The sequence below is a fragment of the Glutamicibacter mishrai genome (genome assembly GCF_012221945.1).
GTDB lineage: Bacteria > Actinomycetota > Actinomycetes > Actinomycetales > Micrococcaceae > Glutamicibacter > Glutamicibacter mishrai.
Map to the genome: position 1 here is coordinate 444,993 of NZ_CP032549.1, position 20,318 is coordinate 465,310.

The 20,318-nt window shown below is 61.8% G+C and carries 19 protein-coding genes; 10 read left to right on the forward strand and 9 right to left on the reverse strand.

The genetic code is table 11. The features are described from left to right. Positions 1 to 45 precede the first annotated feature (45 nt). From D3791_RS02015 to D3791_RS02030, 4 genes are all read left to right on the forward strand, one after another. Positions 46 to 729, forward strand: coding sequence for a 3'-5' exonuclease (locus tag D3791_RS02015; protein WP_172511161.1), 684 nt, complete (start codon positions 46 to 48; stop codon positions 727 to 729). A 245-nt stretch (positions 730 to 974) separates the two neighbouring features. Beyond that, positions 975 to 1,967 (forward strand): methionine ABC transporter ATP-binding protein, encoded by a 993-nt coding sequence (locus tag D3791_RS02020; RefSeq protein ID WP_022873938.1) that lies wholly within the window; start codon positions 975 to 977, stop codon positions 1,965 to 1,967. A gap of 3 nt (positions 1,968 to 1,970) precedes the next feature. Continuing rightward, positions 1,971 to 2,636: a methionine ABC transporter permease gene (locus D3791_RS02025; protein ID WP_022873939.1), complete on the forward strand. Its 666-nt coding sequence runs from the start codon at positions 1,971 to 1,973 to the stop codon at positions 2,634 to 2,636. A gap of 107 nt (positions 2,637 to 2,743) precedes the next feature. Beyond that, complete coding sequence (locus D3791_RS02030) at positions 2,744 to 3,592, forward strand: MetQ/NlpA family ABC transporter substrate-binding protein (protein WP_022873940.1); 849 nt, start codon at positions 2,744 to 2,746, stop codon at positions 3,590 to 3,592. A 108-nt stretch (positions 3,593 to 3,700) separates the two neighbouring features. Here D3791_RS02030 and hemL read toward each other — a convergent pair whose 3' ends face one another. From hemL to hemE, 8 genes are all read right to left on the reverse strand, one after another. Next, a complete protein-coding gene (hemL, locus tag D3791_RS02035) occupies positions 3,701 to 5,008 on the reverse strand; it encodes a glutamate-1-semialdehyde 2,1-aminomutase (protein ID WP_022873941.1) in 1,308 nt (435 codons plus the stop codon). A 5-nt stretch (positions 5,009 to 5,013) separates the two neighbouring features. Then, positions 5,014 to 5,997 (reverse strand): porphobilinogen synthase, encoded by a 984-nt coding sequence (gene hemB / locus D3791_RS02040; RefSeq protein ID WP_022873942.1) that lies wholly within the window; start codon positions 5,995 to 5,997, stop codon positions 5,014 to 5,016. 20 nt (positions 5,998 to 6,017) lie between these two features. Further along, complete coding sequence (locus tag D3791_RS02045) at positions 6,018 to 6,836, reverse strand: uroporphyrinogen-III synthase (RefSeq protein WP_172511162.1); 819 nt, start codon at positions 6,834 to 6,836, stop codon at positions 6,018 to 6,020. Between the two features lie 11 nt (positions 6,837 to 6,847). Then, on the reverse strand, positions 6,848 to 7,822 hold the full coding sequence (gene hemC / locus D3791_RS02050; protein ID WP_172511163.1) for a hydroxymethylbilane synthase: 975 nt from the start codon (positions 7,820 to 7,822) through the stop codon (positions 6,848 to 6,850). Then, on the reverse strand, positions 7,819 to 9,024 hold the full coding sequence (locus D3791_RS02055; RefSeq protein ID WP_022873945.1) for a ferrochelatase: 1,206 nt from the start codon (positions 9,022 to 9,024) through the stop codon (positions 7,819 to 7,821). The genes hemC and D3791_RS02055 overlap by 4 nt, the downstream gene beginning before the upstream one ends. Further along, the gene (hemQ, locus tag D3791_RS02060; RefSeq protein WP_172512872.1) at positions 9,021 to 9,707 is read right to left on the reverse strand and encodes a hydrogen peroxide-dependent heme synthase; all 687 of its coding nucleotides are present in this window, start codon (positions 9,705 to 9,707) and stop codon (positions 9,021 to 9,023) included. The genes D3791_RS02055 and hemQ overlap by 4 nt, the downstream gene beginning before the upstream one ends. A gap of 99 nt (positions 9,708 to 9,806) precedes the next feature. After that, positions 9,807 to 11,363, reverse strand: coding sequence for a protoporphyrinogen oxidase (gene hemG / locus D3791_RS02065; protein WP_172511164.1), 1,557 nt, complete (start codon positions 11,361 to 11,363; stop codon positions 9,807 to 9,809). Positions 11,364 to 11,463: 100 nt separating this feature from the next. Then, positions 11,464 to 12,519, reverse strand: coding sequence for a uroporphyrinogen decarboxylase (gene hemE, locus D3791_RS02070; RefSeq protein ID WP_172511165.1), 1,056 nt, complete (start codon positions 12,517 to 12,519; stop codon positions 11,464 to 11,466). 148 nt (positions 12,520 to 12,667) lie between these two features. Between hemE and D3791_RS02075 the strand changes: the two genes are divergently transcribed. The 6 genes from D3791_RS02075 (at position 12,668) to D3791_RS02100 (ending at position 19,467) form a co-directional block, all read left to right on the forward strand. Then, complete coding sequence (locus D3791_RS02075; protein ID WP_172511166.1) at positions 12,668 to 14,008, forward strand: glutamyl-tRNA reductase; 1,341 nt, start codon at positions 12,668 to 12,670, stop codon at positions 14,006 to 14,008. Between the two features lie 137 nt (positions 14,009 to 14,145). Continuing rightward, complete coding sequence (locus D3791_RS02080) at positions 14,146 to 14,769, forward strand: TetR/AcrR family transcriptional regulator (protein WP_035761649.1); 624 nt, start codon at positions 14,146 to 14,148, stop codon at positions 14,767 to 14,769. A gap of 64 nt (positions 14,770 to 14,833) precedes the next feature. After that, a complete protein-coding gene (locus D3791_RS02085) occupies positions 14,834 to 15,055 on the forward strand; it encodes a DUF3107 domain-containing protein (RefSeq protein WP_022873951.1) in 222 nt (73 codons plus the stop codon). A gap of 120 nt (positions 15,056 to 15,175) precedes the next feature. After that, positions 15,176 to 16,627 carry an RNB domain-containing ribonuclease gene (locus D3791_RS02090; RefSeq protein WP_172511167.1) on the forward strand — a complete coding sequence of 484 codons (1,452 nt, stop codon included), beginning with the start codon at positions 15,176 to 15,178 and terminating at the stop codon, positions 16,625 to 16,627. A 252-nt stretch (positions 16,628 to 16,879) separates the two neighbouring features. After that, a complete protein-coding gene (locus tag D3791_RS02095) occupies positions 16,880 to 18,505 on the forward strand; it encodes a DEAD/DEAH box helicase (protein WP_172511168.1) in 1,626 nt (541 codons plus the stop codon). Positions 18,506 to 18,582: 77 nt separating this feature from the next. Further along, entirely contained in the window at positions 18,583 to 19,467 is an 885-nt protein-coding gene (locus D3791_RS02100) for a DNA-methyltransferase (protein WP_052165161.1), read from the forward strand. On the opposite strand, the gene D3791_RS02105 is transcribed toward D3791_RS02100, so the two are convergent. Further along, positions 19,452 to 20,297 (reverse strand): PHP domain-containing protein, encoded by an 846-nt coding sequence (locus tag D3791_RS02105; protein ID WP_022873955.1) that lies wholly within the window; start codon positions 20,295 to 20,297, stop codon positions 19,452 to 19,454. The genes D3791_RS02100 and D3791_RS02105 overlap by 16 nt on opposite strands. Positions 20,298 to 20,318: the final 21 nt, after the last annotated feature.

Consider the following 20,318-nt stretch of genomic DNA (forward strand, 5'->3'; position numbering starts at 1 on the left):
CGTCTGGCGATGGCGGTGGCTTGATCTGCCTGTAGCGTTGTACCCATGAATGAATGGCATAAGGGCCTTGCAATTGGCTTTGACTTGGAAACTACCGGCGTTGACACCACTACGGCACGTATCGTGACCGCATCGGTCGTATTGCTGGACGAGCAAGGCAATGTCGTCAACCGTCGCGAGTGGCTGGTCAATCCCGAGGTGGAGATTCCCGAGGCGGCGACCGCGGTCCACGGAATTTCCACGGAAAAGGCCAGGGCCGAAGGCGCACCGGCAAAGCAGTCAGTCCAGGAAATATTACAGCTGTTGATGTTCGCCTCGGAGCAGTCCCCCATTGTTGCGTTTAACGCTTCCTACGACTTCTCGGTGCTCTACCACGAGGCTGTCCGCTACGATCTGCCGCCATTCTTCCCCGGAAATGTCATCGACCCATTCATCATTGACAAGCAGGTCGACAAGTTCCGCAAGGGGAAACGCACTCTGGCTGCGGCGTGCGAGTTCTACGGAGTCGTACTGGAGAATGCCCACACTTCTTTGGCAGACGCCATTGCCTGCGTGGCTGTTGCGCGGCAAATCGGCGAACGGTACCCGCAGCTGCAGGTTGATCCCCAAGTGCTGCACGGCTGGCAAATTGGCTGGGCCCGCGAACAGGCAAAAAGCTTCCAGGCCTACCTACGGAAGACGAAACCTGAGGCCGTAGTCGACGGCGCATGGCCGATCATGGAGGGATAGATCACAGGCAAACAAGCATCTGTGCCTCATTTCACAAGCCAATAAATCTCTGGTGCGTCATTCCGCGGAAGTCGATAGTTCATGTTCTGTCACAAATCGAAGAATAATCTTCGGGCAGCAAGGCTAAATGACTCCCAGCTAAGAATCTTAACCCGATTTTCACGCTTATTCGGGCGATTTTGTTCGATAATGGTTCAATGGAGGGTACTCTCTATACCCATTTGAGAACTGAAGGAACACGCCTAGTGATCACAGTTAGTGACCTGCGCAAGGTCTACCAGCAGGGCAGCAAAGATGTCGTTGCTCTTGATGGTGTCAGCCTTGAAGTCCCCACCGGGAAAATTCATGGCATCGTCGGACATTCGGGGGCTGGCAAGTCCACCCTTGTCCGCTGCTTGACCCTGCTTGACCAGCCAACTTCCGGCTCCGTTTCCGTTAACGGCAAGGAACTGACCAACGTCAGCTCTGAAGAGCTGCGCAATGCGCGCCGCCGTATCGGCATGGTGTTCCAGCACGCCAATCTCTTTGATTCGCGTACCACCGAGCAGAACGTTGCCTACCCTCTGGAATTGGTGGGAACCCCGAAGGATCAGGTTGCCAGCAAGGTCGCTGAACTTTTGGAACTAGTTGGCCTGTCCCAGTTCGCAAAGGCGTACCCATCCCAGCTTTCCGGCGGCCAGCGCCAGCGCGTAGGCATTGCCCGCGCGCTGACCACCGACCCGGATGTTCTTCTGTGCGATGAGCCAACCAGCGCTCTCGATCCGAAGACAACCGATGAAATCCTTGAGCTTGTCAAAGAACTGCGCGATCGTCTGAACATCACGGTTCTGATCATCACCCACGAAATGCACGTCGTGAAGCAGGCCTGCGATTCGGTATCCCTGCTCGAAGGCGGAAAGATCGTTGAGCATGGCGATATCGAAGCCGTGATCACCAACGCTTCGGGCCGCCTGGCTTCAACTTTGCTGCCACTTCCTGGCGATGCTCCTCGCGCTGAAGGATCCGGACCGATCCTCGACCTGCTCTACACCGGCCAGCAGGCCACTGAGCCAGTGATCTCTTCGCTGGCCCGCCAGTTCAATACCGATGTCAATGTTTTGGCTGGATCCGTCGAACAACTTGGTGAGCAGCAGTATGCCCACCTGCGCCTGCAGCTAAATGCGGACGCTGATTTGGAAGCAATCGTGAATCACCTGTCCTCCACCGGAATCGCAGTGACCGTGAAGGGAGCGAAGTAGTCCATGAATTTCTTTACTCCTACAGTCCTCAAGGCCATGGGCATTGCCACGGTTGAAACCCTTGAGATGGTAGTCATCTCGGGGATCATCACCGTCATCATTGGTTTAGTTCTCGGCATTCTTCTGCACGTGACCGGTAAGGGCGGCTTGACGCCTATTCGTTGGCTCAACGTCATCCTGTCGGCAATCATCGTGAACATCACGCGTTCGATTCCGTTCGCCATCCTCATGGTTGCATTGATTCCATTTTCCGCGATGGTGGTTGGCACGTCCCTCGGCCCAATCGCGGCCTCAGTGTCGTTGACCATTGGCACCATTCCGTTCTTCGCCCGACTGGTTGAAACAGCATTGCGAGATGTCTCTGCTGGCAAGGTCGACGCTGCCCTGGTCATGGGTTCCACCAAGATGCAGACCATCCGCAAGGTACTCGTACCTGAAGCCATGCCCGGCATCATCGCTGCTGTGACCACAACTGTGGTGACGTTGATCGGTTACTCGGCCATGGCTGGCTTGGTTGGCGGTGGCGGCCTCGGACGTATGGCTTACACCTACGGCTACACGCGTTACAACATGCCAATCATGATCACAACGATCATCATCATCGTGGTTCTGGTGCAGCTCGTGCAGATCATCGGCGACCTGATTGCCCGCAAGGTCGATCACCGCTAATCCCCCAAGATTTCCACCGGTTTCCGGTGGAGCCGTGGAATATGTCATGACACGGCACCCTCACTCGCAACCGTGCCCCACGGCTCGAAACCAAAGGAAGACAAGTTATGCGTAAGAAGCTCGCACTTGCAATCACTGGCATCGCCACCGCCTTCGCGCTGACCGCTTGCGGCAGCAGCGATCCATCGGCAGATGCCAACGCTACCCTGGACCCAGCCAACCCGGTCACCATCAAGGTCGGCGCCAGCCCGGTTCCACAGGCAGAGATCCTGAACTACATCGATGAGAACCTGGCCAAGGATGCCGGCATCGACCTGGATGTTGTGGAAATCGATGACTACGTCACCCCGAACACTTCGCTGCAGGACGGCACCCTGGATGCCAACTACTTCCAGACCGAGGCCTACCTGAAGACTGAGACCGAAGAAAAGGGCTACACCTTCGCTCACGGCGCCGGTATTCACGTTGAGCCAATGACCGTCTTCTCGAAGACCTTCAAGGACCCTAAGGACGTCACCGAAGGCACCACTGTTCTGCTGAACAACGACCCAGTGAACCAGATCCGCGGCATGCGCGTTCTGGAACAGGCCGGCCTGTTGAAGAACATCGCCGATGACGACGACATCCTGACTGTTGAGGGCGACAAGGAAAAGAACCCACTTGGCCTCAAGCTCAAGGATGCCAACGCCGAGCAGGTTGTTCAGTACTACAAGAGCGACAAGTCGATCGGTGTTGCCGTGATCAACGGCAACTTCATCGTCCAGGCCAAGCTGAACAAGGACGAAATCCTGGCTCAGGAATCCGGCGAGAACAACCCGAACGCCAACTTCCTGACCTGGCGCGACGGCGAAGAGACCGCAGCCATCAAGAAGCTCGAAGAGCTGCTGCACTCGGATGAGGTTCGCGCCTACATCAAGAAGACCTGGACCGACGGAAGCGTTATCCCAGCGTTCTAATCCAGTCTTCTTTCCCGGGTCACTGACCCGAGAGCACGACTAAACAAACTGCCCGAGTTCCTTATGGAACTCGGGCAGTTTTTGTTGGCCTGCGGCCTGTTCTAGCGCTTAGGCCTTGGCAGCGGCTGCAGCCTTCGCGGCTGCCGGCAACGCAGCGAAGATCTTCTCCATGGCAGCGTCATCGTGCGCCGCAGATACGAACCATGCCTCGAACACGCTTGGTGGCAGGTAGATGCCGGAATCAAGCATGGAGTGGAAGAACGGAGCGTAGCGGAAGCCTTCCTGAGCCTGCGCATCGGCGTAGTTGTGTACGCCCTTCTCGGAGGTGCCAAAGGCGACCGAGAACAAGGTGCCAGCGCGCTGGATGGAGTGATCCAATCCGGCCGCGTTGAAGGACTCGGTGATCGCGGCCTGCAGGGCCTCGGACTGCTTGCCCAGGTGGGCGTAGACGTCCTCGGTTGCATGAGTCAGCTGGGCGATGCCGGCGGCCATGGCGACCGGGTTACCGGAGAGGGTGCCTGCCTGGTACACGGGACCCAGTGGAGCCAGGTAATCCATGACCTCGGCGCGCCCACCTAGGGCAGCGGTTGGCAAGCCACCGCCAATGACCTTGCCGAAGGTGTACAGGTCGGCGGTCCAGTCCTCGACCTTGCCGGTCAAGCCCCAGTAGCCGGATGACGAGGCGCGGAAACCGGTGAGCACTTCGTCGAGGATAAGCAAGGCACCGTGCTTCGCGGTGGTCTCCTTGAGGAACTTGTTGAAGCCCTCTTCCGGAGTCACAACGCCCATATTGCATGGAGCGGACTCGGTGATCACAGCAGCGATGTTGGCGCCGTGTTCAGCGAAGGCGGCTTCGATGGCGGCACGGTCGTTGTACGGCAGCACCAGGGTTTCGGCGGCGGTGGCCGCGGTAACGCCGGCAGAGCCTGGCAGTGCCAGGGTGGCGACTCCGGAGCCGGCATCAGCCAGCAGCCCGTCGAGGTGGCCGTGGTAGCAGCCGGAGAACTTGATGATCAGCTCACGGCCGGTGAAGCCGCGGGCCAGGCGCACAGCGGTCATGGTGGCCTCGGTGCCGGTGGAGACCATGCGCACGCGCTCAACCCCACCCACGCGGGACTTGATCAGCGCACCGAGCTTGGCCTCATCCGGGGTGGAAGCGCCAAAGGACAGTCCGCGATCCACCGCGGCATGCACCGCGGCCTGGATTTCGGGGTGCGCGTGGCCGAGCAGCGCCGGACCCCACGAGCAGACCAGGTCAACGTATTCCTTGCCGTCGGCATCGGTGAGGTAGGCGCCCTTGGCACCAACCATGAAGGGTGGAATGCCACCGACCGAGCCGAAGGCGCGCACCGGGGAGTTCACGCCGCCGGGCATGACCTCGCGGGCCTCGGCAAAGAGCTGTTCAGAGTTCGACATCGGTCTTACTTACCTTCCTTGAGCCAGCCGGCAACTTCGGCTGCGTAGTATGTGAGGATCTGCTGGGCGCCGGCCCGCTTGATGGACAGCAATGATTCGAGCACCGATGCCTTGCGGTCGATCCAGCCATTGGCGCTGGCCGCTTCGATCATCGAGTACTCGCCGGAGATCTGGTAGGCGGAGACCGGTACCGGAGAGAATTCAGCGATATCGCGCACGATGTCCAGGTAGCTCATGGCAGGCTTGACCATGATCATGTCGGCGCCCTCGGCGATATCCAATTCGGCTTCGATCACTGCTTCGCTGCGGTTGGCCGAATCCATCTGGTAGGTGCGGCGATCGCCCTGCAGCTGGGAGTCGACGGCCTCGCGGAATGGGCCGTAGAAGGCACTGGCATATTTTGCGCTGTAGGCCAACAGGGATACGTCCTGGCGTCCGGCGGCATCCAGGGCCTGGCGGATCACGCCGATCTGGCCGTCCATCATGCCCGATGGGCCGAGCATGTGGGCGCCAGCCTGCGCCTGCGCCACGGCCATCTGGCCATAGATTTCCAAGGTCGCATCGTTGTCCACGACGCCGTTGGCATCAAGCACGCCGCAGTGCCCGTGGGAGGTGAATTCGTCCAGGCACACATCGGACATGACAACCAGTTCATCGCCTACTTCGGCGCGGACCGCGGCGATGCCCTGGTTGAGGATGCCCTGCGGGTCCAGTCCCGCGGAACCGGTTTCGTCGCGTTCCTCGGGGATGCCGAAGAGCATGATGCCGCCCAGTCCGCGTTCAGCGGCGTCGTTGGCGGCGGCCTTGAGCGAGTCCATGGAGTGCTGGAATACCCCTGGCATGGAGGTGATCTCGTTGGGCTGGCTCAATCCTTCGCGCACAAAGGCAGGGAGGATCAGCTGGCGTGCCGAAAGCTCGTTTTCGGCGACCAGCCGGCGAATGGCAGGATTCTGCCGCAACCGGCGGGGACGATGCTGTGGGAAACCCATCGCTCTACTTTCTATCTTGACTACTTGGTCTCTTCAGCCGCGGCAACGCTGCCTGGCTGAAGCAATTCTTTGGCCGCGCGGGCCAGGCCCTGCGGGGTTGGTTCTGACGCGATCGCATCCACCGGCAGGCCAACGGCCTTCAGCGCCTTGGCCGTGGGTGCGCCGATCGCGATGGTCCGCACTTTCTGGGGAATCCGGCCACCGGCCAGCTGCGCGAAACGTCGCACGATGCTGGGAGCCGAGAAGACGATCAGATCCATCTGACCCAGTTTCCCACCAATATTCCCCGGGTGCAGGACATTAACCGCCTCGGGCACCCGGGCAGCATCCACCGGGGTGCCGGCTGCTGGGGCATCCACGCTCTGGTAGGCGATCACTTCATCCACGGTGACCGGCTTGTCGGCCAGGGCGTCGGACAAGGTGGAGCTGGCCAGATCCCCGTGGGGATAGCAAATCACGGAGCCAGGTTCGGGACGCCACAGGTCGAGCATTCCGGCCGCCGACTGCACCTGCGGCTGGAAGTCCACGCTCCGCCCCAGCTTGGCGGCAATGGCCTGGCTGGTCTTTTCACCCACCGAGGCGATGCGCAGCGAGCTTGGCAAGGTTCGCGAGCCGAGCACCTGTTCGAGCACCTGCACGGTACTCACCGAGGTGATGGCCAGCCACGAATACCCGCCATCAACCAACCGCTGGGCCATCGTTTCAAGCTCCTGGCGGTCTTCGGGCCAGATGGCCGTAACCAGCTGGGCGCACCAGGAGGTGATGCCCAGCTGCTCGAACTGCCGCACCGTGGCTTCGGCTCGCGCCGGGTTGCGCAGGATCAATGCGTGGTAGGCCATGGGCGAAGGCTCTAGGCCAATCCGGCGATCACTGCGGCGCCATCGGCGATCATCGTGTTCGCCAGGTCGCGGCCCAGCTGCTGTGCCGACTCGACACCGTTGATGGTGCTGCGGGCGCTGCGGCGCATGGTCTGGGATCCATCGGGGTTGCAGGCCACGGCCTGGAGCACCAGCTCGTTGCCTTCCACGTGGGCCAGGGCGCCGATTGGTGCCGCGCAGCCGGCCTCCAAGGTGGCCAGCAAGGATCGTTCGGCGACTACCTGCAGGCGGGTTGCCTCGTCATCAAATGACGCCAGCGCCGCGTCGAGGGCAGCGTGGCCGGTGCCAGTGCTGCGCGTCTCCAGGGCGAGGGCTCCCTGCCCCGGGGCCGGGAGCATGATCGACGGATCCAGGTATTCGGTGATGTACTTTTCCAGGCCCAGCCGGCGCATGCCCGCGGCGGCCAGGATCACCGCATCCAGGTCGCCCTGGGTAGCGCGGCCCACGCTGCCGTCGTCCAGGGTTTCGCCGATGCCCTTGACCCGGCCCAGACGGGTGGGCACATTGCCGCGGATATCAACGATCTCAAGGTCCGGGCGATGGGCCAGCAACTGCGCGCCGCGCCGCGGTGAACCCGTGCCCACCTTGGCGCCCTGCGGCAGCTGGTCCAGTGAGAGCCCGTCATGGGAGCACAGGGCATCGCGCACGTCCTCGCGCTGCGGGATGCAGGAGAGCACCAGGCCCTCAGGCTGCGCGGTCGGCAGGTCCTTCAAGGAGTGCACGGCCAGATCGCAGCCCGAATCCAGCAGGTGCTGGCGCAGCGCGGCGGCGAAGACACCGGTACCGCCGAGGCTGGCCAGCGAACCGGTCACCACGTCGCCTTCGGTTTTGACCAGCACGGTCTGCACGCCCAGCCCGGAGATCTCCGAGAGCTTCTGCGCGGCCCAGCCGGTCTGGGTGGTGGCCAACGCGCTGCCACGGGTTCCTACGCGGAAAGTTTCGCTCATGCCTGGGGTACTCCCACTTCCGAATCGACCGCGGCGATGGTTGGACGCAGCGTCCCATCCAGGGCCCGCTTTTCGCAGCATCCCGGACGGCAGACATCAAACCACGGGCCGCCGGCCACCACCGACTGGCGGCCTTCGCGCAGGGCCTTGCCATCGGCGCCGAGCAGGCGTTCCTCGATCAGATCCACCAGCCCGGAGACGAAAGCCTGGTGGGTGCCCGGAGTCGCTACGCGATCAAAGGCCAAGCCCAGTTCCGCACAGGTGTCCTTGGCTTCAGTGTCCAGGTCCCACAGCACTTCCATGTGATCGGAGATGAAGCCGATGGGCACCACCACCACGCCGTCGACGCCGGCGGCCGCGTCGGCTTGAAGCGCGTCATTGATATCCGGTTCCAGCCATGGCGTGTGGGGCGCGCCCGAACGCGACTGGTACACCAGCGAATGCTCCAGGCCGGCGGCCTCCTGGACCTGGGAAAGGATGTATTGGGCCACCGCGCGGTGCTGGACGGTGTACAGGTTCTCGCTCTGTGCCGCGCGGATCTCTTCGGGCCCGGCGGCGTTGGCGTCGCTCAGCGGGATCGAGTGGGTGACGAAGACGATCTTGATCTCGCCCTCGGCCTTGCCGGCGGCTTCGAGCTGGGTCCGCACCGAGGCCAGCGACTGGCGCAGGCCCTGGACAAAGGGCTGCACGAAGGCCGGGGTGTCGAAGAACTGGCGCAGCTTGTCGACCTCGACCTCGTGGTCCAGGCCGGTGGCCAGCAGGCCCATTCCCAGATCCTCGCGGTACTGGCGGCAGGCCGAGTACCCGGCGTAGGCGCCGGTGCCCAGCATCAGCACCTTGCGGTGCCCGTCGTCGGCCAGCTGCTTCAGCGTGTCGTTGACGAACGGGTGCCAGTTGCGGTTGCCCCAGTAGATGGGCAGGTTGATGCCACGGCCGGCCAGTTCGCTTTCCAGCGCGGCCTTCAGCGCCCGGTTCTGCTCGTTGATCGGCGAAATGCCGCCATTCTTGCGGTAGTGCACGGCCACCTCTTCGAGGCGCTCGTCCGGGATGCCGCGCCCGCCGGTGACATTGCGCAGGAAGGGCAGCACATCGTCTTGCCCTTCGGGGCCGCCGAAGGAGGCCAGCAGCAGGGCATCGTACGCCTTGGGAATCATCCGGCCGTTCTGGTCGTACCCTTGGCGCGGGTCAAAACTCTGGCTCACTTCAATACCTCAAGCGCCTCGACGGCAGTGATCTTGCGTCCGGTGTAGAACGGGGTCTCTTCGCGGACATGGTGGCGGGCCTCGGTGTAGCGCAGGTGGCGCATCATGTCCACCAGGTCGATCATGTCGTCAGCTTCCAGGCAGATCTGCCACTCGTAGTCGCCGAAGGAGAAGGCGGCCACGGTATTGGCCAGGACGTTCGGGAATTCACGGCCCAGGATGCCGTGGTCGCGCAGCATCTTTCCGCGCTCCGCAGGATCCATGGTGTACCAGTCGGTGGAGCGCACGAACGGGTAGACGGTCATCCATTCCTTGGCGCGGATGCCCCGGGCGAAGGCCGGCGAGTGGTTCTTGGCGAACTCGGCTTCGCGGTGCACGGCCATGGTGGAGTACACGATCTGGGTGCCTTCCAGCAGCGCCGAACGGCGGATCTGGCGCATCGAGGCCTGCAGCAGCTGTGCCGATGGCCCGTGGACCCACACCATGATGTCGGCATCCTCGCGCATGGCCGAGACATCGTAGATGCCGCGCACGGTGGCGCCCTCGGCGGCGAGCTGCTCGATCAGGGCGTCGAACTCGGTGGCGGCCTCTTCGCTGCGATCGATCAGTTCAGAGCGCTTGAAGATGGTCCAGAGCGTGTAGAAGAAGGTCGGGTTCTCCCCCGCATTCGCCCGTTCATTCATAACCGGCGAATTGTGCTGCGGTGCGTTGCTCACGTGATGTTCTCCTTGATCTGGGGATCTGAAAATGGATGTTGGCATCCGAGGTAGTTTGCTTAGTTCCTAGCGGGCGCTGATAGCCACGGCACGGCGCGCCTGGCCGATCACCCTGGCCAGGCCGGTGCCTGAAATCCAGGCGCCAACCACGGCCAGCCCGTCAAATGGCGCCAGCGCCGTCTCCAGCTGCTTCCGGCGTTCCAAGGCTGCGTCGCCTTGCAGCGGCACCATATCGCTGAACCGCGAGACGGCACTGCCCAGGACATCATCCCGATGCAATTGAACACCGAGAATCTTTGAAGCGTCTTTGATCGCCACATCGATCAGCTGCTCGTCATCCCCGGATTCCACCACGGGCTCATGCTCGCCGATGCGTCCGAAGGAAAGGCGCAGCACGTGGGTTCCGGGTCCAGCCTCATCGGCCAGCCAAGACCACTTCGCGGTGGAGTGGGTCAACGCCTTGGCGGTCAACGGCGCCTGCTTGGAAACCAGCACGCCCGAACCCCTCGGCGCATCATCCAGCTCCGGCTTGTCCACCACCAGGATGGCCAAGGCAATGGAGTTTGCCGGCTGCTCGGCGCCGATCTTCTTCTCATCGCCCAGCAACGGGTTGATCAATTCCAAGGCCGGGGCTGCCGGGGTGGCGATGACCACGCGGTCGGCGCGGATCTCTTCGCCGAGGCTGGCCAGGGCATATGGCATAACCGCAGCGGCGTCATAGCTGATCGCGGTGACCGGCGAGTTGCGCACCAGCGCGGCCCCGTCGGCTTCCAGCTGCTGCACCAGGGCCTGGACCATGGTGTACATGCCGCCATTGAGCCCGCCAACCCGCGAGCCGGCCGGCGCGGAGGCCTGCAACTGGGCCACGGCCTTGGCCAGCGAACCGGTCTCCTGCATCGCCTGGCGCAGCCCGGGAGCAGCGGCGTCGATGGAAATCTTGGCTGGATCGGTGGAGTAGACCCCGTTGACCACCGGGGCGACCAGCTGGTCCAGGACCGCCTGGCCCATGCGCGTGCGGACCGCTTCGGCGATGGACAGCTTTTCGGTGGCCCACTTCTTGCTCATCGGGGTAATCAGGTCCGCGGCGGCGCGCACCGTGGCGGCCCGGCCGATGATATTGCGGACCTCGTCGGTGCGGACATCGGCGGGGATGCCCATCAAGGCGGTGGCCGGCATCGGATGGGCGAGGATCTGCTGGTCATCGGCCTGGATCATCCACGCCGATTTCCCCGAGGTCTTGGCGATCTGGCCTGCAAGGTCCAGCTCGTCCAGATAGTTGGCGACCGTTCCCTGGCGCACGGCGAAGGATTCGGCCCCGGCATCGATGTCCAGCCCGGCGACCTCGGTGGTGCGCACGCACCCGCCGAAGTTCTCGCCGGCTTCCAGGACGGTGACTTCGTGGCCGCTCTGGCGCAGGTCTCGGGCGGCGACCAGCCCGGCGATGCCGCCGCCGACTACCACCGCATGCGGTGCCGGGGCCTTATCCGTCTCGCTGGCCGCGGCCTTGGCATGTCGGGCTTCGCTGGCTTTGCGCACTTTTTCGAGCAAACGCAAGGCATGGGCGGGCGCTTGTGCAGTTTTGTCCCGACGCGCAGCTGTTGCGGGCGTTGATTCCTTGCTCACGTACTTAGCACCTTCTACCTTCACGTATTGCGGCGGCCGTCTTGGGCGAAATATTGCGCTGGCGCTCCCAAGGCATTACTTCCAGCTTAGACCCGATGAATTACAGCGAGTGAATGAGCTCGACCACTTTGGTCAGCACCGTCGGGTCGGTGGTCGGCGGCACGCCATGGCCCAGGTTCACCACGTGCCCGCGCGCCTGCTTGCCTGCCTCGACTACTTCACGCACGTGGGCTTCGAGCACCTCCCATGGGGCGGTGAGCAGAGCAGGGTCGATATTGCCCTGCACGGAGACCTCTTGGCCCAGGCGGCCGATCGCGGTCTGCAGCGGAATACGGTAGTCCACGCCCACGGTGTCCACGCCCACATCACGCATGGCGGTGAGCAGCTCGCCGGTGCCGGTGCCGAAGTGGATCATCGGCACGCCCAGATCGCGCACGTGGTCAAGGGCCAGGGAGGAGTAAGGGGCCACATACTTCTCGTAGTCCGGCAGCGACAGCGAGCCAGCCCAGGAGTCGAAGAGCTGCGCGGCCGAAGCGCCGGCTTGAACCTGCGCACGCAGGAAAAGGCCCGAGGCCTTGGCGGCCCACTTCATCAGCCCATCCCAGACATCAGGATCACCGTGCATCATGGTGCGCGGGCCCAGGTGGTCGCGGCTTGGCTTGCCCTCGACCATGTAGGCGGCCACGGTGAATGGCGCCCCGGCGAAACCGATCAACGGGGTCTTGCCCAGTTCGGCCACGGTGAGCTTCACTGCTTCGCGGATCGGCTCCAGTGACTCGTCGGTGAGTTCTGGCAGCTCGGCCACCTGCTGAGCGGTGCGGATAGGGGTATCAAGCACCGGGCCGACGCCCGGGACAATGTCAACGCCGATGCCAGCCAGGCGCAGTGGGATCACGATGTCGGAGAAGAAGATTGCCGCATCCACCTTGTGGCGGCGTACCGGCTGCAAGGTGATCTCGCTGGCCATGGCAGGATCCAGGCAGGAATCCAGCATGCTCACGCCCTCGCGCAGCTTCATGTATTCAGGCAGCGAGCGGCCGGCCTGGCGCATGAACCACACGGGGTGATGCGACGGCGTTTTGCCGGTCAGTGCCTGGATCAAAGCGGAATCTTGGGTACGTCCATCAAGCATCGGATGGTTCTGCGACAGGGTCATAATCCAATTCTGCCAACTCTTGAGTTTAAATGCTCATTCAGGACGTTCGCCGGTGGCCGAAGGTGAGCAACCTAACCCACGGCAAGTGCCGGAATTTAGGCAAACCTGCGTTGTTTGGCTGTCCGTTCCGGCTTATTCTAGGGACACTGTGGTTTTCTTATCTCTTGTCGCTTCGCATTCGCAGCTCGATCTTGAGACCGTCGCGCAAATCAGCGCCTCGGCCGACGGGCTGGCAGCTGCCTCCGTTAACGGCTCGGCGGCCATCAATGGTGCCGTCGTCCTTGCCACCTGCAACCGTTTCGAGGTGTACGCGGATGTAGAACAAGTTGATGACGCCGCCGAGCACCTGGTCAGCACGCTGGCACAGTCCACCGATCTCTCCCCCGATTTCCTGGCCCGCCGCCTGACCACTCTTGAAGGCGAGCCGGTCATCGAGCACCTCTTCTCGGTAGGTGCCGGCTTGGATTCGGCCGTAGTGGGCGAACGCGAAATCGCCGGACAGGTCCGCCGCGCACTGACCCAGGCCCAGCAGGAGAAAACCACTACCAGCAACCTCACCCGGCTGTTCCAGAACGCCACCCGAGCCGCCAAGGAAGTTGGCTCGAATACCGATCTGGGTTTGCAGGGCAAGTCCGTGGTATCCGTGGCGCTTGACCTGGCTGAAGAGCTGATGGCCGGAGACCGTGATTGGTCGGAGCAGGATGTAGTCCTCTTTGGTACCGGATCCTACGCGGGCGCCACCATGGCTCTGCTCAAGGAACGCGGCGTCAAGCGCATTTCGGTCTACTCTCATTCGGGTCGCGCAGCGGACTTCACTGCCAAGCGCGGCGGTTTCCCGCTCTCCGAAGAACTGCTGCCGCAAGCGTTGCGCGAAGCAGATGTCATTGTCGGTTGCTCCGGTGGCGGACACCAGCTCTCGCGTGCCGAGCTTGAAGAGCTGCGCGTCAAGAACCACCCGTTGATTGCCATCGACATGGCGTTGACCCACGATTTTGATCCGACCCTGGTTGAATTGCCGGACGCCGAATTGATCACCCTCGAATCGGTCCGCATGGCCGCCCCTACCGAGCAGGCCATGGCAGTTCACGCCGCCGGCCGCATCGTGAAGAAGGCCACCGCGGAATTCGCCGCTGCCCAGCGTGAGCGCGAAGCCGATTTCGCGATTGTTGCCCTGCGCCAGCACACCAAAACCGTGCTCGACGCGGAGATCGCCAAGGTGCGCGCGCAACACGGTTGCTCCGCGGCGGCTGAAGAAGTCGAGCTGGCCATGCGCCGCATGGTCCGCCAGCTCCTGCACGTCCCTACCGTCCGCGCCCGCGAATTGGCTGGCGAAGGCCGCACCGATGAGTACGTCGCAGCCCTGGAAACCCTGTATGGCTTGGAAATCTCCGAGCCAGGCGGCAAAGAGGCAGAGGTACAGCCCGTTGCCGAAAATTCCAGCACGCCAGTGGCCAGCTGCCCGGTGACCGCTGAATCAAAAACCGCGTAGCTTATACACGAGTATTGATTTTCAGTTCTGCATTCCAAGTCAAAGCATGGAATACTACAGTCAACTAGATCACTTCCCTCTACTTATGAGGCGAATGTGGGAGTTGGTCGCGTAGTAGCTCGAAAGGCCGGAAGAACATGACGGAACTTGAAAATATCAAAGGTGCCCGCTCGCAGCGGATGCCTCGAGAGGCTCGACGCCGTCAACTCCTGCAAGCGGCACACCAGGTTTTTGTAGCCCATGGCTACCACGGCGCTTCCATGGATGAAATCGCTGAAGTGGCCTTGGTTTCCAAACCGGTGTTGTACCAGCACTTCCCCGGCAAGCGCGAACTCTACCTCGCATTGCTCGACTCGCATCTTGCAGACTTCAGCCGGCAGCTTGATGAAGCCATTGACTCGACCACGGATAACCGCCAGCGGGTCTTCGCCACCATCAACACCTATTACAGCTACATCAAGGGCGAGTCCCAGGCCTATCGCCTGATTTTTGAATCAGACGTGCTTGCGGACGCTTTAATTGCCGGACGCATCGAGCGGTTCAACAACGCCTTGGCGCAATCCATTGCCCGGGTTGTTGTCGAGGACACCGAATTGAGCGAAGCCGAAGGCCTTCTGGCTGGTCGCGCGTTGGCTGGCCTCAGCCAGGTTTCTGCACGGTATTGGGCCTCCACAGACGAAGCGGTGGACCAAGCTACGGCCGTGGATCTGATTTCCCGTTTAGCTTGGCGCGGAATTTCGCAGTTCCCCAAGGAAAACTAGCTAGATTAGTTTTCAGAGGACCCATACGGGACACCTAATTCGTTCGAGAGGATCAGCGACAATCATGGAAATCCGGATTGGCATTCAGAATGTAGCCCGCGAAGTTGTACTTGAATCCGAGCTCAGCAACGCAGAAGTCAACGATCTGGTTTCAAAGGCTATTGCCGATGGAACGAGCCTGGCACTCAAGGACCCTAAGGGCCGCGAAGTATTGATTCCATCTGCTGGCATCGCATACGTCGAGATCGGCCCGGAAGAGGTCCGCCGCGTAGGCTTCGCGCAGTAGTTTCCGCACTGCATCAGGCGCCCGGCGCCTGCTGGACTTGGCTGGTTTCCCCTTCGGGGAAACCAGCCATTCTTTGTCTCAATGGTGATTTGGTTCACGCAACTGTGGTAGTGCTAAAGGGTGAGTGATCGACGAATCCGTAGCCCCCGCCCCGTACCCGCCAGCGACCTCGCCCAGCTGCTGCTGGGACTTGAAACCGAGTTCGATGTGCCTGCGCCTTTCGATGAAGCGACACTGGCGGCCGCCGAGAGCGCAGTAGCGAACCTGGCAATGCCTGCCGAGGATGCCACAGCCATCCCGTTCTTCACCATTGACCCAGAAGGCGCCACCGATCTGGATCAGGCGATGTACCTGGAAAAAACCGATGACGGCTATATCGTCAATTACGCCATCGCCGATGTGCCCGCCTTCGTCGAACTCGGCAGCACCCTGGACCAGGTAGCCCGGGACCGTGGCCAGACTTTTTATCTCCCGCATCGCAAGATCACGTTGCACCCTCCGTTGATCTCCGAGGACCAAGGTTCCTTGCTGCCGGACCAGATCCGCCCTGCATTCCACTGGAAGATCCACCTCGATCAACAGGGTGCCTTGGGCCCAGTGGAACTGCAACGCGTGCAGATAAAGTCCCGCGCCCAACTGGACTATGCCGGGGCCCAACAACAACTTGATAATGGCTCAGCCAATGAACAACTCGCGCTCCTGGCCGAAATCGGCGCGTTGCGCATCGAGCAGGAAAAGCTGCGCGGCGGGGCCTCGCTGAATCTTCCGGACCAGGAAATCAAGGAAGACGGCGACGGCTACCAGCTCGTAAGCCGGGTCCCTCTTCCCCTGGAAGATCACAACGCCCAGATCTCCCTGCTCACCGGGATTGCCGCAGCCCGGCTCATGCTTGATTCCGGGGTAGGAATCCTGCGGACCATGCCGCAACCCGAAGAGAAGAGCCTGCAAGAATTCCGCATGCAAACCCAGCTTTTAGGACACGCTTGGGGCGAAGAAATCAGCTACGGCCAGTATCTGCATTCACTCGATGTCAGCGACCCCCAGCAGCTGGTCATCATGCATCGAGCGGCATCCTTGTTCCGCGGTGCCGATTACCACGTGATCAATGGGCAACCGGAAGAAGAACTCGTCCAGGCAGCACTGGCCGCGCCCTACGCCCACACCACAGCCCCGCTGCGCCGGCTGGTGGACCGGTTCGTGCTGCTGACCTGCCATTTGCTCACCACCGGGGAAAGCATTCCAGAAGAACTCAAGGCCGCGCTCGAAGAATTGCCGGGCCTGATGCGCGAGAGTTCCACTGCCGCGAACCGGGTCAACCGCGCTTCCCTGGATCTGATGGAAGCCTTTGTCCTGCAGAAACGCGTCGGTGAAGAATTCCAAGCGATCATCCTCCAGGCCCAGGACAATGGCGAAGGCAAGGACTCTGACGGGCAGCTCCAGCTGGTGGATCTTCCGGTCACCGCAAGCTTCACGGGAGCGGCTGAACCCGGCACCTTGGCCACGGTGAAGCTCGTTCACGCCGATCCTCAGCAGCGTCAGATTAATTTTGAAATCGTGGCCCAAAACTCCTAACCCAAGGTTTTCGGGCAAAACCCGTTATGCTTGGGCTATTGGAAAATAGGATGCCCGATCGCAATGGGCTGAGAAATTAAACAGTATCTTGGTGGCTTCCCAGCGGTCACCATTCCCTAGGGGCCGAGGAATTCCCCTGAGTGAAAGAAGCGATCGGCTCCGCTGGAATTGTGCAGCACCGAGCGCCTGTTGCTGGATTCAAGCACGGGATGGGCAGGTTCTGCGCCCACATGAAACGAGAATATAACTATCGTGAGTGACACGACTTTGACGGCAGAGGCCGTCGAACCACAAGACAACACAAATGCCGCTGAGCCGGAACAGCAAAGCTTTGCTGAACTGAACGTGCGAGAAGACATCGTGGCTTCGCTTTCCGAAGCCGGAATCCTGTATCCCTTCCCTATCCAGGCGCTCACCTTGCCGGTGGCCTTGGGCGGCAACGACATCATCGGCCAGGCGAAGACCGGTACCGGCAAGACCCTGGGCTTCGGCATTCCGGCCCTGCAGCGTGTAATCCGCAAGGGCGACAAGGGCTTCGAGGATCTCGAATTCCCGGGCGCGCCACAGGCCCTGATTGTCGCTCCAACTCGCGAATTGGCCATCCAGGTCGGCGCCGATCTGGCCCAGGCTTCCAAGCACTCGAACATTTCGATCACCACCATCTACGGCGGCCGCCCGTATGAGGAGCAGATCGCTGCTCTGAAGGCCGGAACCGACGTAATTGTCGGTACCCCAGGTCGCCTGATCGACCTGAACCGCCAGCGTGTGCTGAACCTGAAGCAGGTGCGCACCGTGGTGCTGGACGAGGCTGACGAAATGCTAGACCTGGGCTTCCTGCCTGACGTCGAGCGCATCCTCGCGGCTCTGCCACCGGTACGTCAGGCCATGCTCTTCTCCGCCACGATGCCAGGCGCCGTGATTACCATGGCCCGCCGCTACATGACCCGCCCGACCCACATTCGCGCACAGGATCCGGGCGATGACGACTCGCTGACCAAGCGCAACATCCGCCAGCTGGTCTACCGCGCGCACAACATGGACAAGGACGAGATGGTTGCTCGCCTGCTGCAGGCCGAAGGCCGCGGCAAGACCATCATCTTCACCCAGACCAAGCGTTCGGCAGCCAAGCTGTCCGACGAGCTGGTGGACCGCGGCTTTAACGCCGGCTCACTGCACGGCGATCTGGGCCAGGGAGCCCGTGAACAGGCTTTGAAGGCCTTCCGCGCCGGCAAGGTCGACATCCTGGTGGCCACCGACGTGGCCGCCCGCGGTATTGACGTGGACGACGTGACGCACGTCGTGAACCTGCAGTGCCCGGATGATGAGAACACCTACCTGCACCGTGTTGGCCGCACCGGCCGTGCTGGCAATACCGGCACCGCGGTGACCTTCGTAGACTGGGATTCGGTGCCTCGCTGGTCGCTGATCAACAAGGCACTTGGCTTGAATGTGCCAGAGCCGGTAGAGACCTACTCCTCCTCGCCGCACTTCTTCACTGACCTTGATATCCCGAAGGGAACCAAGGGACGCCTGCCACGTGCCAAGAAGGCCAACGCCGCTGAGGGCGAAGGTTCGGACGCCTCGGAGAACACGCCACGCACCCCACGCCGTCGCAGCAACTCCCGCTCGCGCACCCGCACCGTCAATGGCCAGCGCACCGAAAAGCGCGCCGCCCAGGGCGAGGGCACCGAGCAGGAGGGTTCGCGCCACGGACACTCGAAGGGCAAGCAGGATCGGCCAGCCCGCGAGAACGAACGCCACCGCGAGACCCACCAACATGGCACCGAAGGCGACGAGAACTCGCAGGCTCCAGCGCAGGCACGTCGTCGCCGTCCGCGCCGTCGTACCCGCAGCACCGATGAAGGCGGACAGGACTAGTTCCTAGTCCCCTTGTTAGTTCGTTATTCCGAAAGGAACCTAAGCCAGCGGTGCTTGCTCAACCCGAAGAATCAGCAATACCTGAAACCGGACCTACTCATGCCCCGGCATGTGCAGGTCCGGCCTCAGCCAATACCGTGTACCACGGGGATAACCTCAGCGTCCTCTCCTCCTTGCCGGAGCAGAGCTTCACGCTGATCTATGTGGATCCGCCATTTAATACCGGACGGAAGCAGACCCGTGCACAGCGCACCATGGTGCGGGCGGCCGAGGGAGAAGGCGACCGCACGGGTTTCCAGGGACGCGCCTACAACACCGAGCTCGGCACGGCGCGTTCCTACCACGACACCTTTGATGATTACCTCAGCTTCATCGAGCCTCGGCTCCGTGAAGCGCACCGGCTGCTGACCGAAGATGGCACCTTGTACGTGCACCTCGATTACCGGGAAGTGCACTACGTCAAGGTGCTGCTCGACGAGATCTTCGGGCGCGATTGCTTCCTGAACGAATTGATTTGGGCTTACGACTACGGAGCCCGGGCCAAGAACCGGTGGCCGGCAAAGCACGACACCATCTTGGTTTATGTGAAGAATCCGAAGCATTACCACTTTGATTCTTCAGCGGTGGACCGCGAACCTTATATGGCTCCAGGCTTGGTCACTCCGGAGAAGCGTGCGCTGGGCAAGCTTCCCACCGACGTGTGGTGGCATACCATCGTTTCGCCCACCGGCAAGGAAAAGACCGGGTACCCCACGCAGAAACCCGAAGGGATCCTGCGCCGAATCATCACCGCGTCTTCACGTCCCGGCGACTGGGTGCTGGACTTCTTTGCAGGCTCCGGAACCACCGGTGCCGTGGCAGCCAAACTGGACCGCCAATTTGTCCTCGTGGATCAGAATCCTGAAGCTATTGACGTGATGCGTTCACGACTGCCAGAGTCCACGGCCTATACCAAGGCCTGAGAACCGGTACCTTCCTGAATAATACGTTGCAGCATTTCCGGCTCGGTGAGATTCTCACCGAGCCGGTTCAGTTTTCCGGTCCCGTGATAATCAGAGGAACCGGTGACGATTAGGTTGTTTTGGGCCGCAAGCTCCAACAGCCAGCGCTTGCCTTCTTCGGTATTATCCCGGTGGTGGACTTCAACCCCGCCAAGCCCCGCGTCAATCATGTCGTGGAAGGTCGCGTCGGCAACTACTCGACCGCGCTTGGACGCTTTCGGGTGGGCAAAGACCGGTACTCCCCCGGCTTCACGAACCAATTGCACGGCTTTGGCCGGGTCCACTGCCGGATGCGCGACGTAGTAGCGCGAACGGTAGGAAAGCACGTTGGCAAACGCTTCATTGCGGTTGGCCACTATGCCCGCGGTCACCAGTGCGTCCGCAATGTGGGGACGGCCCACGGTTGATCCCGGTTGGCAGTGGTCCCGCACGAGATCCCAATTGATCGGGTAGTCCTCGGCCAGGCGTTCAACGATGCGCTGGGCGCGAATGATGCGGGCGTTCAGCGCGAGATCAAGTTCATCGAGCAGCGGCTGGTAGTTGGGGTCGTGAAGGTAGCTGAGCAGGTGGACGCTGATGCCTTGCGGATCTTGGCAGGTGATTTCCATGCCAGGAACAAACCCGATGCCCACTTCCTGTGCCATCGCTGCCGCCGATGCCCAGCCGGTGGTCTGGTCGTGGTCAGTCAGCGCCACGATGTCCAGGCCCGCAGCGGCCGCGGAGCGTATCAGTTCGGAAGGAGTTTCCGTTCCGTCAGACACATTGGAGTGGGTGTGCAGGTCAATTCGCATATGCCTAGATTATCCCTTGCG

What these genes read in the sequence shown, in the direction of transcription:
- D3791_RS02015 (WP_172511161.1), top strand. Translation starts at nt 46, where the DNA reads ATGAATGAATGGCATAAGGGCCTTGCAATTGGCTTTGACTTGGAAACT.
- D3791_RS02025 (WP_022873939.1), top strand. Translation starts at nt 1,971, where the DNA reads ATGAATTTCTTTACTCCTACAGTCCTCAAGGCCATGGGCATTGCCACG.
- D3791_RS02030 (WP_022873940.1), top strand. Translation starts at nt 2,744, where the DNA reads ATGCGTAAGAAGCTCGCACTTGCAATCACTGGCATCGCCACCGCCTTC.
- hemL (WP_022873941.1), bottom strand. Translation starts at nt 5,008, where the DNA reads ATGTCGAACTCTGAACAGCTCTTTGCCGAGGCCCGCGAGGTCATGCCC.
- hemB (WP_022873942.1), bottom strand. Translation starts at nt 5,997, where the DNA reads ATGGGTTTCCCACAGCATCGTCCCCGCCGGTTGCGGCAGAATCCTGCC.
- D3791_RS02045 (WP_172511162.1), bottom strand. Translation starts at nt 6,836, where the DNA reads ATGGCCTACCACGCATTGATCCTGCGCAACCCGGCGCGAGCCGAAGCC.
- hemC (WP_172511163.1), bottom strand. Translation starts at nt 7,822, where the DNA reads ATGAGCGAAACTTTCCGCGTAGGAACCCGTGGCAGCGCGTTGGCCACC.
- hemQ (WP_172512872.1), bottom strand. Translation starts at nt 9,707, where the DNA reads ATGAATGAACGGGCGAATGCGGGGGAGAACCCGACCTTCTTCTACACG.
- hemE (WP_172511165.1), bottom strand. Translation starts at nt 12,519, where the DNA reads ATGACCCTGTCGCAGAACCATCCGATGCTTGATGGACGTACCCAAGAT.
- D3791_RS02080 (WP_035761649.1), top strand. Translation starts at nt 14,146, where the DNA reads ATGACGGAACTTGAAAATATCAAAGGTGCCCGCTCGCAGCGGATGCCT.
- D3791_RS02085 (WP_022873951.1), top strand. Translation starts at nt 14,834, where the DNA reads ATGGAAATCCGGATTGGCATTCAGAATGTAGCCCGCGAAGTTGTACTT.
- D3791_RS02105 (WP_022873955.1), bottom strand. Translation starts at nt 20,297, where the DNA reads ATGCGAATTGACCTGCACACCCACTCCAATGTGTCTGACGGAACGGAA.